The following is a 15,319-nucleotide window of genomic DNA, read 5'->3' as shown; positions in this document are numbered from 1 at the left end:
CAGACAGATCAGAAAAGTGACCAAGACCAAGGGAGCTTTTCCCAACGATATGGCCCTTCTGAAACTGGTTTATCTCGCCACCAGAAGAATCGAAAAGAAATGGTCATCCCCTCTTCATAACTGGGGCTTGACAGTCCAACAATTAGCAATTAGATTTGAAGGGAGGCTGAGCCTGGACGTAGAATAAGTATTAATAGTTTAGTTCCCTTCCCGAGGGGTACCCCTCGGGAAGGGAAGGACAGAGTTTAGCTAACACTCCCCACTGTTCCTGCTGGAATGGTCACAAACAACGCTTCAATTGCTTCTATGTCTTTTTTTTGTTTATCGTTTATCACGTTGCTTTTTAAATGACAGTTAATCGAGCCAATGTAGGTGCTAAAAAGTATATTTAATCTTAACGCAATGTCTTCACCAATTCCCTTGCGGCGGCGGCTCCTGCCCTGTTGGCTCCAATAGTGGATGCCGAAGGACCATAGCCCACCAAATGAATCCGAGGTTCCTTGGCCACTTCTGTTGCCAACCTTCCGGACATTTTGATCCCACCGCCCTCTTCCCGTGGCACTACTGAATCCAAATGAGACATAGGCCATCTGAAGCCAGTATTCCAAAAGATCACATCCGCATCAACTTCAGTACCGTCCTCCCACTTTACGCCCTTCTTGGTGATTTCACTGAACATCGGATAGCGCTGGAGTACTCCTCTTTTCTCCATAGCTTCTATTTCAGAAGTATAGGGTAATCCTGTGACAGAAACCACGGACTGGGGCAATAACCCTTCTCTTACCCGCTCTTCTACCCTAGCCACTGCCATGCTTCCTGCCATATCATCAAAAGGAACTTTCCTGAATTCCGGGGGTCTGCGCGTAACCCAGGTAGTCGGAGTGACTTTGGAGATCTGATCCAACAATTGAATCGCAGAAATACCACCCCCAACTATGATAACATGCTTTCCCTTGAAATAAGCTGCATCTTTATAGTCCCGGGTATGTAATTGTTCCCCCTCAAAAAGTGCTGCGCCCGGATACTCGGGGATGTAAGGGCTTTCCCAGGTTCCGGTCGCATTGATGATTCCCAACGCAGAAAAAGCAGTGGTAGATGTATCGATAAAAAAGCGGTTTCCCTGCAAATACACTTTCTCTACTTTTACAGGACGATAGACCTGAAGCCCAAATTTCTTCTCGTACAAATCAAAGTAATGTGGAACCGCAGAATTCGCCTGTACTTCGGAGCCGTCGGTCTCCAGCGTTTCCTCAAAGGACATGCCGGGCAAATCGTGAATCCGGTTTACCGTACTCAAGGTCAGCGAATCCCAGCGGGATTGCCAGGCACCTCCTGCTTGGGGCGCTCCATCTAAGACGACGAAATCAGGTCCAACTTCCATCCCCATATTTTTGAGATGATATGCAGCTGAAAGTCCGGCCTGGCCCGCTCCTATGATGATGATTTTTGTCTTATAACGGATTTTTACGGCCATAAAACGCTCCTCTTACCTCCATCCTAATTCCGGTGCCACGTACTTCAAAATGGATTCCAGCACATGCACATTATAATCCACCCCTAAGGTATTTGGGATGGTCAATAGGAGCGTATCTGCTTCCTGGATCGCTTCATCCTGGGCAAGCTCTTTAATCAGCTGCTCTGGTTCCGCGGCATAACTTCTTCCGAAAATGGCCCGTTTATCAGCTTCTATCATCCCAACCTTATCCCTCCTGTTGGCCTCTCCTCCAAAATAATACTTATCCTGGTCACTGACCAAGGCAAAGATCGATCTACTCACGGAAACCCGTGGTTCCCGCTGGTGGCCAGCCTTTTTCCAGGCATCCCTATAGGCTCTTATTTGCTCTGCTTGCTGAATATGAAAAGGTTTTCCACTCTCATCGTATTTCAAGGTGGAACTTTGAAGATTCATCCCCACTTCCGCTGCCCAAACTGCTGTAGCATCCGAAGCAGAACCCCACCAAATACGCTCACGCAATCCCTCTGAATAGGGCTCTACTCGCAGCAATCCTGGAGGATTGGGAAACATTGGGTTGGGGTTAGGCTGCGCAAACCCGATTCCATCGAGTTTGTCGAAAAATTCCAACGCTTTCCTTCTACCCATCTCAGCATCGGTTTCCCCTTCTTCCAATCCGTAACCGAAGTACTTCCAACCGTCAATCACCTGCTCGGGCGACCCTCTGCTGACTCCAAGCTGCAACCTGCCTTCGGAAATTAAATCGGCAGCTCCTGCATTTTCCACCATATATAATGGATTTTCATAGCGCATATCGATAACTCCGGTGCCTATTTCAATTTTATGGGTTTTGGCTCCTATGGCAGCCAATAAAGGAAACGGTGAAGCGAGTTGCTGTGCAAAATGATGCACCCGAAAATACGCCCCATCTATTCCGATTTCTTCAGCTGCAACTGCCAGATCGATGGACTGCAGCAAGGTGTCACTTGCCGTATTTGCCTGATAAGAAGGATGATTGGCCCAATGACCAAAGGATAAAAACCCTATTTTTTTCATGTGATTACAATTTGTTTTTAAAGGCCACATGGAATCTCACAGCGATTATAATCATGCCAGTGTGTGACTTTTTAGTCATGCTCGATTTCATGTGCTATTATGTCTTGATTTGACCCTGCATGCTTAACGTTAGCCGGCTAAAATGGCTTAATAATTAATTAAGAAGTGAAACAGCATTTCATCAAAATCTGTTCATAAATAGGGCTGGCTGAAAAAGTCTCAGACATACCAGGCTGAGAAACCTGTACAAACCAAATCCGAAGCCCGGAGCATTTCTGCATAAATTTAGAAAGAAACTCCTCCGTTAAGCGCCTCGTAATACTTTTTATAATCAAAACGGTATAAATGGGGCGCCCTGTTAGCGCCTCCTATCCTTTTTTCCTCCAGTTTGATCAGAAAATCGTATCCGGTCATCATTTTGTGGAAATTACGTCTATCCAACTCGGTATTCAGGATACCTTGAAATAGATTTTGCAATTCATTCATGGTAAATTTTTCCGGCAGCAGATTTCCAACCGGCTGGTGGCGAATCTCTCTTCTTAAGGTCTGAAGTGCCACCTCTATCATTTCATTATGGTCAAAAAGCAATTTTGGAACATCTGCCACATCCCACCAACTACACTCATCGGTGTAAAAATCAGGTTTTGCATCCACCTTTTCTATATCCACTAATGCGTAATAGCCAACAGAAACAGTTCGAGGTAGATTTTGAAGTTGTAAAATATCCTCTCCAATAGCCTGTTTGACATACTCCAAGGTTTCCTCTTTGGAATAGTGCAGGTATCGTTGGGTATTTCCGAAAGTATTGAACTGTCTCAAGAACACATTCTTCAGCCCGGTCCTTTCCTCCAGCGTGCGGACAGCCGCCATACTGATGGGTTCATCTACATAAATCCTGCCCCCCGGCAGACTCCACTTTCCCGTACCCTTCCATTTCAACAACAAGACCTTCAGTCTATTTGTCTGAAACCCCACAATCACAAAGTCAATGGACACTTCTTTTAAAATAGAATCAAACACTAATCCCAACATTCTTTACTTCTTTTTTAAAATTCATTAAAAATATTAATGCGTAAATTTTACGCATTAATATTTTTTCTCTTTATTGTGTAAAAATAACACAAACAAAACGACTTCATTGCTCCTTTAACCACACTTCGCATGGGAAAAATAGTCAAAATCCTGATGTTCCTTTTCCTCAACCTACAGGCAATTGCACAAGTACCTGAAGAAAACAGGTTTCAAAAGGTTGTTTTGGCAGATCAGTTGAATGAACCTTTGGAATTGGCAATTCTTCCCGATGACCGGGTAATTTTTATTGAAAGACACGGATTGGTAAAAATGTACAATCCCATCACTCAAAAAGTCGATCAAATAGGGAAAATAGCAGTAAGTACGACCTACAATCCGGAACCGGGAAAAATTCCACAGGAGGCTGAAGACGGATTGTTGGGGCTCGGGGTTCATCCTGATTTCAATGTTCATCCCTGGGTTTACCTTTATTATTCCCCTGTGGGAAAAGAACCTAAAAACATACTGGCCAGATTTACGATGAAGGATGACAAATTGGATCTAACATCTGTCCAAATCCTGCTTGAAATCCCTACTCAAAGAGACCATTGTTGTCACACAGGCGGATCGATTGATTGGGATTCAGATGGAAACCTATATCTCTCAACAGGGGACAATACGAGCCCGAGAGAATCGGCAGGCTATGCACCTATTGACGAAAGAGAAGGAAGGTCAGCTTTTGATGCACAGGGTACTGCCGCAAACACCAATGATCTTCGTGGAAAAATCCTGAGAATACACCCTGAAGCGGACGGAAGCTATACGATTCCGAAGGGCAACCTGTTTCCACCGGGCACTCCGGGGACAAAACCGGAGATCTATACCATGGGACATCGTAATCCATACCGGATCGCCGTGGACAAAAAGACAGGTTTCCTATATTGGGGGGATGTTGGACCAGACTCAGGACAAGACTCCGTGGGCCTTGGACCCGCAGCAGAAGATGAGTTTAACCAAGCAAAGGCTGCTGGCAACTTTGGGTGGCCCTACTTTGTAGGAAACAACAAAGCTTATTGGGATTTCAATTTTGCCACCAACCAATCGGGTGAACAATTTGACCCGGAACATCCACGTAACAATTCTCCCAATAATACCGGAATGATTGATCTTCCTCCAGCCCAGAAGGCAATGATTTTTTATTCCGCCGGAGAATCGCTTCGTTTTCCTTTACTTGGAAGCGGTGGCCGAACGGCCATGGCAGGCCCTGTATTTCATGAATCTGATTTTCAGAAAGCCAAGCGGCTCTTTCCTTCCTACTACGAGGGTAAGTGGTTCATTTATGAATGGATGAGAGATTGGATCATGGCAGTCACTTTAAATGAACAGGGAAATTATATCCGAATGGAACCTTTCCTTCCTAATCTCGAATTAGAGCATCCCATTGACATGGCATTTGGACCACAGGGAGATCTTTATCTTTTGGAATATGGCCAAGGTTGGTTTATGGCAAATCCCGAAGCTAAACTGGTCAGAATTGAATATAATGATGGTAACCGGAAACCAATAGTAGCGGCATCTGCCGACAGGTATGCAGGAGCTGTCCCATTCAACGTAAACTTTTCTTCAAAGGGGACTCTGGATTATGATCAGGACTCCCTGGAGTATTCTTGGGAAATCTACTCACCGAACGGAGAGACTTTAGCCCTTTTGGAAGACCCTGACCCCACATTCCAGTTTAATGATCCTGGAAAATACCAGGCAAAACTCACCGTAACGGATTCAAAAGGACTGCAATCGAGTCAAGAATTGAGTCTGACAGCCGGAAATGAACCTCCGAACGTCACGTTGAGATTGCCGGGAAGCAACCAGACTTTCTTCTTCCCTGGGAAAAAAATCACTTATGAAGTTGAGGTATATGACCAAGAGGATGGGGCACTCAAAACCAATCAAATCGCCGAAGAATCAGTCTTGGTAACAAGCGGATATCACGACATCGGAGAACCGAAAGCCGGTTCACACACTGCCGGAGCCAATCCACATAGTCCTCAGGAAGTACTTCCGGGTAGGGTTTTGATAGACAAAAGCGACTGCAATGCCTGCCATATGACCGACAAAAAATCAGTCGGTCCATCCTATCTGGATGTTGCCACCAAATACAAATCTGATCCGGAAGCTTCTAAAAAACTTTCAGAAAAAATCATAAAGGGCGGGGCAGGAATTTGGGGAGAAATCCCGATGTCACCTCACCCTGCACTCAGTGAGGAGGATGCAGATCAAATGGTACGATACATACTAAGCTTGGCAGAAAATCCGGAAGAGCCAAAACTACTTCCAACCAAAGGAGAGGTAATACCCCATAACTCCGGAGGATTAAAATCAGATCATACTGTATTTAAACTCAGTGCTACCTACACAGACAAAGGCTACAATGGAGTACCCTCCATCACCGGAGCCGCTGCCGTTGAATTGAGAAGCCCTACGCTTCTGCTTGGTAATGCGGATGAAGTATCTCCTACAATCATGAAATTTAAGATGGGAGAGGCTAACCTGTTGATTGTTACAGCTCCCAATACTTTTGCGGGATTTAAGGAAATTGATCTTACAGCCATTCAGGCAATCTCCTTGCAAGTTGCAGCACCTGTTGAACAGTTAAATTCTCAGGGAGGCGTCATCGAAGTCCGGACAGGGAGTCCGGAAGGGCCATTATTAGGTCAAACAGAATTTATTAACCCATCCAGCGATCCTGATCTGCTTACCGGAAACTCAGAGCCACCTTCCTACCGGGTCCCCATACCACCCAGGCAAGGAATACATGACCTGTATTTTATATTTAGAAACGACCAATCCAAAGGTGCCTTGTTTGTGCCCTTTTCAGTGACTTTTGAAGCAAACTAAATTTACAATCAAAACTTTCAAACTATGGAATTATCGAGACGGGAATTTATCAATAGAATGGGACTTGCTGCCGGTGGCTATGGCCTTGCCGGTATTTTACCCAATATGTTGACTGCAGGAAATGTAGATCAACGCAAGTTTACATTCGAATTATCCCTTGCCCAGTTTTCATTCGCTTCCGAATTATTTTCCGGGAATATGAGCATGTTCGATTTCCCCCAGCGGGCAGTGAATGAGTTTGGAATCAACACGTTGGAATATGTGTCCGGATTCTTTAACAACAAGCATCTGGACCCTGTTTTCATGAAGGAACTGAAGAGCATCTGTAATGATTTGGGAGCAAAAAACCATCTGATTATGGTAGATGCAGAAAATATTGCCTCATTAGACCCAGCTATAAGAAAGAAAGCAGTGGAAGGGCATTATAGCTGGATAGATGCGGCCAAATACCTGGATTGCGACGCTATCCGTGTTAATTTTGGGGATACAATGGCAGCCTTGACGGGAAAAGCAGAAGAAGGAACCCCGGAAGAAGTCGCCAAAGCGGCCGCGGATGGCTATAATTCCCTTTTGGAATATGCGGAAAAAGCAGAAATCCATGTCATTGTAGAAAACCATTTTGGGTACTCTACAGATCCTGACTGGTTGATCGGGATTCTTTCCCAGGTACCTTCTTCATTTAAAGGGCTTTTGCCTGATTTTGGGAATTTTTGTCTTGAACGAAGCAAACCGGACGGAGCTGACCTAAAAAGCCTGATCAACACTACCTGCCTTCGTGAATACGACCGATATGAGGGTGTAAAAAAGATGATGCCGTATTCAAAAGGAGTAAGCGCAAAGACACACCGATTTGATGCGGAAGGAAATGACTTGGATACTGATTTTTTCAAGATGTTTGAGCTTATCAAGGCTTCAGGATGGTCGGGGGGATATGTTGGAATTGAATACGAAGGTGGTCTCATGAGAGATTTAGGCGGAGACCAAAGCTATTTACCTAATGATCAGGGAATTTTGGCAACCAAAAAGCTGCTCGAAAAAGTCCTGGCAGAATTAGGATGACCACTCTGACACTAAATCAACTGAAAGTAAACCAGTCTCGTGTATTGACTGATGTATTTGGCAAGAAAACTGATGACTCTATTTCAAATTCCGGTGTTGCTAAAATTCTGCCGAAAAGGACATTTGTTAAGCTAAAGACTAAACCGTAAGAGGGTATTAGTTAAAAGATGCTCTAAACTGCAAAGGCGTTTGATTGGTATTCTTTTTAAATAGCTTACTGAAAGATTGAGGGTATTCAAATCCTAAATGATATGCTATTTCGCTGACGCTACAATTGCTGGTTGTCAATAATTCTTTTGCCTTATCTATCAAATGATTTTGGATGTACTGTTGGGCATTGTGGCCAGTGAGGTTTCGCAGCAGGTCACTTAAATAACTGGGCGAAAGTTTCACTTCATTGGCTAAAAACTGAACGGTAGGCAACCCGCTGTCAAGAGGCGTTCCAGTATTGAAATAATTGTTCAGGATTTCTTCTACTTTAACCAACAAGTCGTTATTTGTTGCTTTACGGGTAAGAAACTGTCTATGGTGAAAACGCTTTGCATAATGGAGAAGCAGGTCGATATGCGAAACAATTAAATCTTGGCTGTAATGGTCAATATTGTTTTTTAGTTCATCCTGGATTTGGTGCAAAAGCCTCATGATTATTTTATCTTCCTTTTCTGAAAGATGAAGAGCCTCTGAAGTAGCATAGGAAAAGAACCCATAGTTGCCAATTACCTTGCCCAATTCATAGTGCCTGATTAGATCAGGTTTAAAGATGAGCATATAGCCTGATACGGGGTCATTGGTGGCATTCGTGACGGAAAAAATCTGACCCGGTTTGGTGAAGCTCATCACGCCCTCATCGAAATCATAATGCCCTTGCCCGTATTTGAACTTTCCTGAAGCTCCTTTTTTACAGGCTACACAATAGAAATCGTAGTAAAAGCTGTTCCAGATTTGATTGTTTGCGAATTTCAGCAATTCAAAATCAATAACACTAATCAATGGGTGATCGGGCTTTGGCAAGCTGAATAAACCATGAAGCTCTGAAATTGACTGAATTCTGTAAGGAGCAGCTTTTTTCACGCCATAATTATTTAAAATCAGTAGATAAAGATAAGGCTTTCCAGTTTTCCAATTCTATTTGCTCATTTTTGCGTAGCTCTACAATAGCGTTGTAGCTATCTGAACCTAATGGGAGATGCAGGGGCGGGTTTTCCATTTCAGTAATTTTAAGCAGTACTTCTGCCAATTTCTCAGGGTCGCCCAATTGTTTGCCGTCAAATCCCCTAAACAGTTCAACCTGTTGTTCTAAGTTGTATGCGTCAATCTTATTTTTCGCGACATGCAGACTTTCCTCATTCATAAAACTTGTACGGAAGGTGCCGGGTGCAAGGATGGTAACTTTTATCCCAAAAGGAGCAACTTCTTGTGCAAGTGCTTCTGATAATCCAATCACAGCAAATTTTGATGCACTATAGCTCCCGTTAGCGGGATAACTGGTATAGCCCATCATAGAAGCCGTGTTGATGATATGCCCTGATTTTTGCTTACGCAAGTGGGGTAATACGCTTCTAATGATGTTAGCCACTGCAAAAACATTTACATTCATTGTATTTCGAAACTCCGCATCGCTTAGTTCTTCGAGATTTCCCAAAAGGTTATATCCTGCATTATTCACCACAACGTCTATTTGGCCAAATTTCGCGATGCCATTGGCAATAGCGTTTTCAATAGCTGTTTCATTGGTGATGTCTAACTTTACAGGAAGTAAATTGTCTTTGTAGTCCGCAATTTTTTCTAAAAGCGTTTCTGTATTCCTGGAGGTTGCGATTACTTTGCCCCCGTTATTTAAAACAGCTTTTGTAATTTCAAGCCCCATCCCTTTAGATGCACCTGTAATAAACCATACTTTTTGCTTGCTCATTGTTTTTTGTTTTAAGTGATGATGCAAAGCTCAAAAGTTAATTAGCGCAAAATGTATTCAGATAGAGGATTGTTGTGTTCAAGTTCGGGATTGTCGTTATGATGTATTTGCTGAAAGTAAAAAGTTATGCAAGTGAAATTTCTCAATTAAACGAAGCCCTAAACTCCAAAGGTGATTGTTTGGTCTTTGTCCTGAAAAGTTTGCTAAATGACTGTGGATGTTCAAAACCCAGTTGATAGGCAATTTCGCTCACTGCCAAGTCTGTCGTGGATAGTTTTTCTTTCGCCTTTTCAATGAGTTTATTATGTATGTGTTGCTGGGTATTTTGTCCTGTAAGAGAACGCAACATATCACTCAAATAACCCGGCGAAGTGTTTAAGTTATCAGCAAGATAGTGAACTGTGGGTATTCCCTGCATCAGAGATTTTTCGTTGTCAAAATAATGGTCCAAAATAGCTTCCAGCTTTTGCAACAAATTATCATTTACCGCTTTTCTTGTGATGAACTGGCGTTTGTAAAAACGATTGGCATAACTCAATAGCAATTCAATCTGTGCGATCATCACCTCCTGACTAAATTCATCCACTCTGCTGTTCAACTCAAGTTCTATGATGTTCAAAATGGAAAGAACAACCTGTTTTTCATCATCGGATAAATGCAGTGCTTCGTTTACCGCATAAGAAAAGTATCCGTACTGTTTTATCCTGCCGGCCAATGGATAACCCAGAAAAAAATCAGGGTGTATCAGCAGGATGTATGAGGAATGCTCATCACTGTCTTCCGAGCTTCCAATCACTTGATTGGGTGCTATAAATACCATGCTACCTTCCGTAAAATCGTAATAATTCTGGCCGTATTTCATTCTGCCACGGTTTTCCGTGGTAAAGGCTATTTTATAAAACTCCAACACATCGTACACCGGAATCTTTTCAGGATTGAAAGGATTGTTTTCATCAAAATGGGTTAAACTGATCAGAGGATGCCGTGGTTTGGGCATCCCAAAGGCCTGATGTATTTCGGATATGGTACGAAAACGCTTCAGATTTTCTTTCTTCTTTTGCATCTTATAAATGTATAAAAAAGCAAAACCTACTGCGTATGCTTCATAGGCTTCGCTTTATTTTTATGGTATTACCACGGAACTGTACTATTGGTAGCTGTAGTGAATGTTCCTGAAGGCCCGTCTTGATCCAAGGCTACGCGAATAGGTTCTTCAGCTGCTTCTTTTGGAGTTTGGGTTCCCTGAAAGTTGGTGAGTTGGGTTGAAGCAAATCCAGGACTTACCAAATTGACTTTTACGCTTGAATTTTCCAGTTCTATCGCTAAAGACAGACTTATGGCATTCAACGCTGTTTTTGATGCTGCATATATCACGTCAAGTCCTCCCCGGAAGGGAGAATTAGGATCAGCATGTAATGTCAAAGATCCCAGGGCACTTGTTAAGTTTACAATTCGTGCTGCGGGAGCATTGTGGAGTAAGGGTAAAAGCGCCTGGGATATAGCAAGGGTTCCGAATACATTTGTATCCCACACGGTACGCACTTCATCTATAGACGCTACGCTGGCCCTTTGGGCTGCTCTCATGTCCTCTATCGTGCCATGGACTTTTCCGGTATGCGAAATAGCCGCATTGTTTATCAATAAGGTAAGGTATCCAAAATCTTTTTCTACCTGCGTCTTTACATTTTTGATGGAGTTTTTATCTGTAATGTCTAACTGAATTGCACGCGCGCCATGGCGAATTTCAGCCGCTGCAGCCTGACCATTTTGCAGATTACGTGCAGCAACATATACCGTATAACCGTTCTCAGCTAGGGTTTTTGCTATTTCAAACCCCATTCCCTGATTGGCTCCTGTGACCAATGCCACTTTTTTGTTGCTTGTTGTTTCTTTTGCTTGCATCATTTTGTGTTTTTAAAATTTATACAGCAAAATTCTACATTGCTATACAAGCACTTGTAGCCGTACCAAGACTTATTGAAGCCGAAATGAGGAAATGATGCCGATGTGATGGAAATTGCAGTGGGTTGTTTTGAAATCAATGTTATTGCCTCCTGTTACATGACTGCACCTAAGGCCTTCAGAATACGTCCTCATTTAAAAAACGGCCTGGATTTACACCCAAACCGCAATTAAACTTATGGTAACAGACCTTCCAATCCTTTACTTCATTGGCTAGGTTCAGTGCCAAAGTTTTGATGTCCAACCCTTTCAGTTCATCCATTCTCTCAACCCTTCGTGCAGCACCGTAAACTATATATCCTTTTGCTGCTAAGAGAATGGCAGTTGCTTTGCCTATGCCTGCAGAAGTCCCCGTAATCAAAACTGTTTTTTTTATTTTTGTATTTTTTTACAATACATGTAAATCACGAATAGAACTTCCCCATATCTTACTGGCAGATAGCGAAGTATTTGTTAATTGAGGGGCAGCAATAGCTGTAAACCTACTTAATCCATAAGGAGTGAATTTCACCAGAAGTCCATCACCGCCAGATGCATCCTTCCACTTAATGACAGTAGATTTATTACCTATTCCGAATACCACACTCGTATCCCTCACCTTGTCGTTTGCTACAATGGGCACACTGGAGAACAACAGATTTCCCCCCGGCCTTGATAAAAATTCTTTGGAGTCAATTTCTTGAGTATTGAGCTTTATTATCACAAAGCTTTCTATATATGGAACTAATTCTTTGCTGAGAGGAAATACTTCTGTATAATTTATCATAATCGCCTTTTGAAAGATTGAAGGGGTAAGACAAGTTTACATTTATCCCGGGATTTATTAGCCGATGCAAAACAGGGGAATCATGGAAATTAACACGGGAAATTTTTCGTTTTTTTTTAATTTTAGGAAATGCAGACCATTAGTATAAATGACTTTTTAGATAAATCGGAGATTAGACTTGAATCTAGTCTAGGGAACTTCAATATTGTACGGATCACAGAAAAAGATCCATGTGCCTTACAACCTATACCTTACAATCGAAGGTCATTTTATAAGATAAATTTACTCAAGGGCTCCTATAACATTCATTTTGCTGAAGAAACCTATAACGTCAGGAAAAATGCAATTTTTTTTGCCAATCCTTTGAGCCCTTATAACTGGATACCTAATGATGGGGAAAACAGCGGGGTCTATTGTATTTTCACTACTGATTTCTTCCATAATTTTGGTTCTTTGGACGCCTACTCCGTTTTCCAACAAGATGGATTAAAGGTCTTTGAATTGGAAGAAGAACAGTTTTTTCGTTTAGATGGGATTTTTAGTGAGATGGAAGATACGCATGATAGCGATAATGAGCACAAGTATGATCTGATCAGGAGTAAAATATATGAACTGCTTCATTTTGCTTCGAAGTTGTCTTCTCAAAAATCGAACGTAGAAAGGCATAATAAAACTTCAACACGTATCATCAAAGCATTTCTGGATTTACTTGAACAGCAGTTTAATACGGCAATAATCCCACGTGGTCGCATTTTAAGTAGAGCTACTGATTTTGCGGAGGCATTGTCTGTACATCCGAACTATCTTAACCGTATTCTGAAGGGAAACATGGGAAGCTCAACAAAGCAGCTTATCCAAGAGCGATTTTTACAGGAAGCGAGGCTACTCCTAAAGCATACCGATCTTGATATTTCGGAAATTTCCCATCTTTTGGGTTTTCGCGAGCTTACCCACTTTTCCGGTTTTTTCAAAAAGCACGAAGGTATATCTCCATCCATGTATAGAAAAGTTTGATTTTTATAACTATTGTTTTTTATTTCGTTAACTGCCAATAGACCATTAGTTCGAAATTTGCCCTGTAAATACAATCTACTATGAATAAAAAATGGTTTATCACGGGAGCATCAAGCGGTATAGGGCGTAATCTAACAGCGCAACTTCTAGAGGCGGGAAATACAGTTTTTGCCACACTTAGAAAGCCGGAACTGTTAAATGAATTAGCCGAAAATTACCCCGGAAGTCTTTATGTGGGCTATTTGGAATTAACGGATCTGACTAGTATTGAAAAAGCTGTTGCTGAAGCTTATGAAAAATTAGGACAAATTGATATTGCAGTAAGCAATGCAGGTATCGGTGTTTTTGGAGCAGTGGAGGAATTGGACAGTTCGACTATCAGAAAACAACTAGAGGTAAATTTATTGGGTTCCATTATGCTGATAAAAACCCTAATTCCCTTTTTAAGAAATCAACCTGACGGTGGACATATTATTCAGGTATCTTCTGAAGGTGGACAGATTACCTATCCGGGATTCAGCCTTTACCATGCATCCAAGTGGGGAATCGAAGGTTTTGTGGAAGCTACGGCTCAAGATGTAGCAGCATTCAATATCAGGTTTACCATTGCAGAACCCGGCCCTACCAGTACGGAATTTGGAAACAGCCTGAGTATTGCTGAACCTATGGAAGCCTATCAAAAAACCTCTGTTAATGAAATCCGAAGATTTATAGACACCGGGTTTGGTGAGCTGGATGATGTGGCTGATGTTGCAAAGGCTGTTATTGAATGTAGTACATTAAAAAATCCTCCCTTGCGTTTGCCCATTGGAAAAGTAGCTACAAAAAACGTGATTGCAGGTTTGCAAAAAAGACTCGATGATATTATGAAGGTATAGGCAACATTGCCTTCACGATTCACTACACTTGAAACAGTACCTTTGTTGGAATTGGGTTTACGATTTCATCCCAACATAAGATTGTAGTTGACAATTCTTTCCAATCATTCAGTGAAAAACAATCAGTTGACACTCGGAAATTGCTCGTAATTAATACGTTGAGGGTGTTTTTAGTGTTTTGACATTCCGGTAGGTGTCTGCCCGAATAATTTTTTGAATGCGTGGGAAAAATGCGACAAAGTCTCAAAGCCCAGATCCAGGTATATGTCAGACGGTTTTTTGCCTTCTTTGGCTATCAAAAAACAGGCTTCCTGTAATCGCTTTTTGACCAGCCAGCGGCCTGGCGTTTCGTCAAAGCTTTCTTTAAAATCCCTTTTGAATGCCGATAAACTGCGTCCGGTCAAATAGGCAAATCGCCCAATGCTTACATTGAATTTATAATTCCGGTTCATAAACTCCTCCAGATTTATTTTTTCGGGTGTGCCGTAGTTAAAGAATAGCCCTCCAAATTCCGGTTGGTTCCGCAATAAAATAATCAGCAGTTCTTCATATTTTATAGCTGCAAATGCCTCGTCAATTTTTCCCTGATGGTAATAGGGCCTTAAGGAACGGACGAATTCCGGTATCAATGCGTCCTCGCTTATTTTTACGAACGTATCGTCTAACTTGAATTTCGTCGCCTCCGCCTGATGTTTTTCCTGAAACTTTCTGATAAACCCGTCTTCAAAACAAAGAAATACGACCTCAAATTCCTTTCCTTTTTCTCCGCTGTATCTGGCTAACCGGTTTTTTCGGACAAGACAGTATTCGCCGGTTTGAAACGTATAATTCCTGTTGCCGTCATAGCAATTCAGTGTACCTTTTGATACAAAGAAAAACACATGTCCGTGAATAAACTGCTCTGCAAAAATTTGAGGTTCCATTATACTCGTTTTGAATAGCAATACGCCTTAAAGCTTTCCATTTTTAAATGGATGGCCAAGATAAATCAAAACCAAGGGTATCAATAAAAACGGAATTTCTATCAGTGCAAATTTGAAGTTATTGGCTTTCAATGACAGGGCCATTGTTGAAACAATCATTATTGCCCTGAACAGGTTGCCCAGAAAGAACGTTTTCGGGAAGAGTATCAGGATAGCCATTACAAGGGATAATATGGCTATTCCCTGTCTCACAGGGGTTGTGATCCCCAATTCTGACATCATTTTCAGTTGTTCGGGAGAAGCCTCATTTCTGAGGGTGCCAATGCCGTGGCTAAAACCAATGTAAACGGAAAGTAGAATTAGCAGTCCGCTCAATAGCTTTGCAGTCAT

General features: G+C 42.1%; 15 protein-coding genes and 1 pseudogene. 5 read left to right on the top strand and 11 right to left on the bottom strand.

Going from position 1 to position 15,319, the window contains the following annotated elements; genetic code table 11:
• Window positions 1–187: pseudogene (locus LZF95_RS02255) on the top strand (IS256 family transposase); the annotation flags it as partial.
• A gap of 207 nt (window positions 188–394) precedes the next feature.
• Here the strand turns inward: LZF95_RS02255 and LZF95_RS02250 are convergent.
• The 3 genes from LZF95_RS02250 to LZF95_RS02240 all read right to left on the bottom strand — a co-directional run bounded on the left by LZF95_RS02250 (window position 395) and on the right by LZF95_RS02240 (window position 3,541).
• A complete protein-coding gene (locus tag LZF95_RS02250; RefSeq protein WP_233753364.1) occupies window positions 395–1,474 on the bottom strand; it encodes an NAD(P)-binding domain-containing protein in 1,080 nt (359 codons plus the stop codon).
• Between the two features lie 12 nt (window positions 1,475–1,486).
• Entirely contained in the window at window positions 1,487–2,509 is a 1,023-nt protein-coding gene (locus LZF95_RS02245; protein ID WP_233753363.1) for an LLM class flavin-dependent oxidoreductase, read from the bottom strand.
• Window positions 2,510–2,794: 285 nt separating this feature from the next.
• Window positions 2,795–3,541, bottom strand: a complete 747-nt coding sequence (locus LZF95_RS02240) for an NUDIX domain-containing protein (protein WP_233753362.1) — start codon at window positions 3,539–3,541, stop codon at window positions 2,795–2,797.
• A 129-nt stretch (window positions 3,542–3,670) separates the two neighbouring features.
• On the opposite strand from LZF95_RS02240, the gene LZF95_RS02235 reads away from it, so the two are divergent.
• Together LZF95_RS02235 and LZF95_RS02230 are read left to right on the top strand one after the other, a co-directional pair.
• Window positions 3,671–6,415 carry a PQQ-dependent sugar dehydrogenase gene (locus LZF95_RS02235; RefSeq protein WP_233753361.1) on the top strand — a complete coding sequence of 915 codons (2,745 nt, stop codon included), beginning with the start codon at window positions 3,671–3,673 and terminating at the stop codon, window positions 6,413–6,415.
• 24 nt (window positions 6,416–6,439) lie between these two features.
• Window positions 6,440–7,474: a sugar phosphate isomerase/epimerase gene (locus tag LZF95_RS02230; protein ID WP_233753360.1), complete on the top strand. Its 1,035-nt coding sequence runs from the start codon at window positions 6,440–6,442 to the stop codon at window positions 7,472–7,474.
• Between the two features lie 156 nt (window positions 7,475–7,630).
• On the opposite strand, the gene LZF95_RS02225 is transcribed toward LZF95_RS02230, so the two are convergent.
• The 6 genes from LZF95_RS02225 to LZF95_RS02200 all read right to left on the bottom strand — a co-directional run bounded on the left by LZF95_RS02225 (window position 7,631) and on the right by LZF95_RS02200 (window position 12,114).
• Window positions 7,631–8,545, bottom strand: a complete 915-nt coding sequence (locus tag LZF95_RS02225; protein ID WP_233753359.1) for a helix-turn-helix transcriptional regulator — start codon at window positions 8,543–8,545, stop codon at window positions 7,631–7,633.
• Window positions 8,546–8,552: 7 nt separating this feature from the next.
• Entirely contained in the window at window positions 8,553–9,386 is an 834-nt protein-coding gene (locus tag LZF95_RS02220; RefSeq protein ID WP_233753358.1) for an SDR family NAD(P)-dependent oxidoreductase, read from the bottom strand.
• Window positions 9,387–9,528: 142 nt separating this feature from the next.
• Window positions 9,529–10,449 (bottom strand): AraC family transcriptional regulator, encoded by a 921-nt coding sequence (locus LZF95_RS02215; protein WP_233753357.1) that lies wholly within the window; start codon window positions 10,447–10,449, stop codon window positions 9,529–9,531.
• A 68-nt stretch (window positions 10,450–10,517) separates the two neighbouring features.
• Window positions 10,518–11,291, bottom strand: a complete 774-nt coding sequence (locus LZF95_RS02210; protein WP_233753356.1) for an SDR family NAD(P)-dependent oxidoreductase — start codon at window positions 11,289–11,291, stop codon at window positions 10,518–10,520.
• A gap of 175 nt (window positions 11,292–11,466) precedes the next feature.
• Entirely contained in the window at window positions 11,467–11,709 is a 243-nt protein-coding gene (locus LZF95_RS02205; protein ID WP_233753355.1) for a hypothetical protein, read from the bottom strand.
• 27 nt (window positions 11,710–11,736) lie between these two features.
• Window positions 11,737–12,114 (bottom strand): DUF6597 domain-containing transcriptional factor, encoded by a 378-nt coding sequence (locus LZF95_RS02200; RefSeq protein WP_233753354.1) that lies wholly within the window; start codon window positions 12,112–12,114, stop codon window positions 11,737–11,739.
• 129 nt (window positions 12,115–12,243) lie between these two features.
• Here LZF95_RS02200 and LZF95_RS02195 point away from each other — a divergent pair, with 129 nt between their 5' ends.
• Together LZF95_RS02195 and LZF95_RS02190 are read left to right on the top strand one after the other, a co-directional pair.
• Entirely contained in the window at window positions 12,244–13,128 is an 885-nt protein-coding gene (locus LZF95_RS02195; protein WP_233753353.1) for a helix-turn-helix domain-containing protein, read from the top strand.
• 80 nt (window positions 13,129–13,208) lie between these two features.
• Entirely contained in the window at window positions 13,209–14,006 is a 798-nt protein-coding gene (locus LZF95_RS02190) for an SDR family oxidoreductase (protein ID WP_233753352.1), read from the top strand.
• Between the two features lie 170 nt (window positions 14,007–14,176).
• On the opposite strand, the gene LZF95_RS02185 is transcribed toward LZF95_RS02190, so the two are convergent.
• Entirely contained in the window at window positions 14,177–14,929 is a 753-nt protein-coding gene (locus LZF95_RS02185; RefSeq protein ID WP_233753351.1) for an AraC family transcriptional regulator, read from the bottom strand.
• Between the two features lie 27 nt (window positions 14,930–14,956).
• On the bottom strand, window positions 14,957–15,319 hold the full coding sequence (locus LZF95_RS02180; protein ID WP_233753350.1) for a hypothetical protein: 363 nt from the start codon (window positions 15,317–15,319) through the stop codon (window positions 14,957–14,959).

It is taken from the genome of Algoriphagus sp. AGSA1 (assembly GCF_021390545.1).
GTDB lineage: Bacteria > Bacteroidota > Bacteroidia > Cytophagales > Cyclobacteriaceae > Algoriphagus.
Note: the sequence above shows the minus strand (reverse complement) of the source record. Positions and strands in the feature narration are given on the sequence as shown.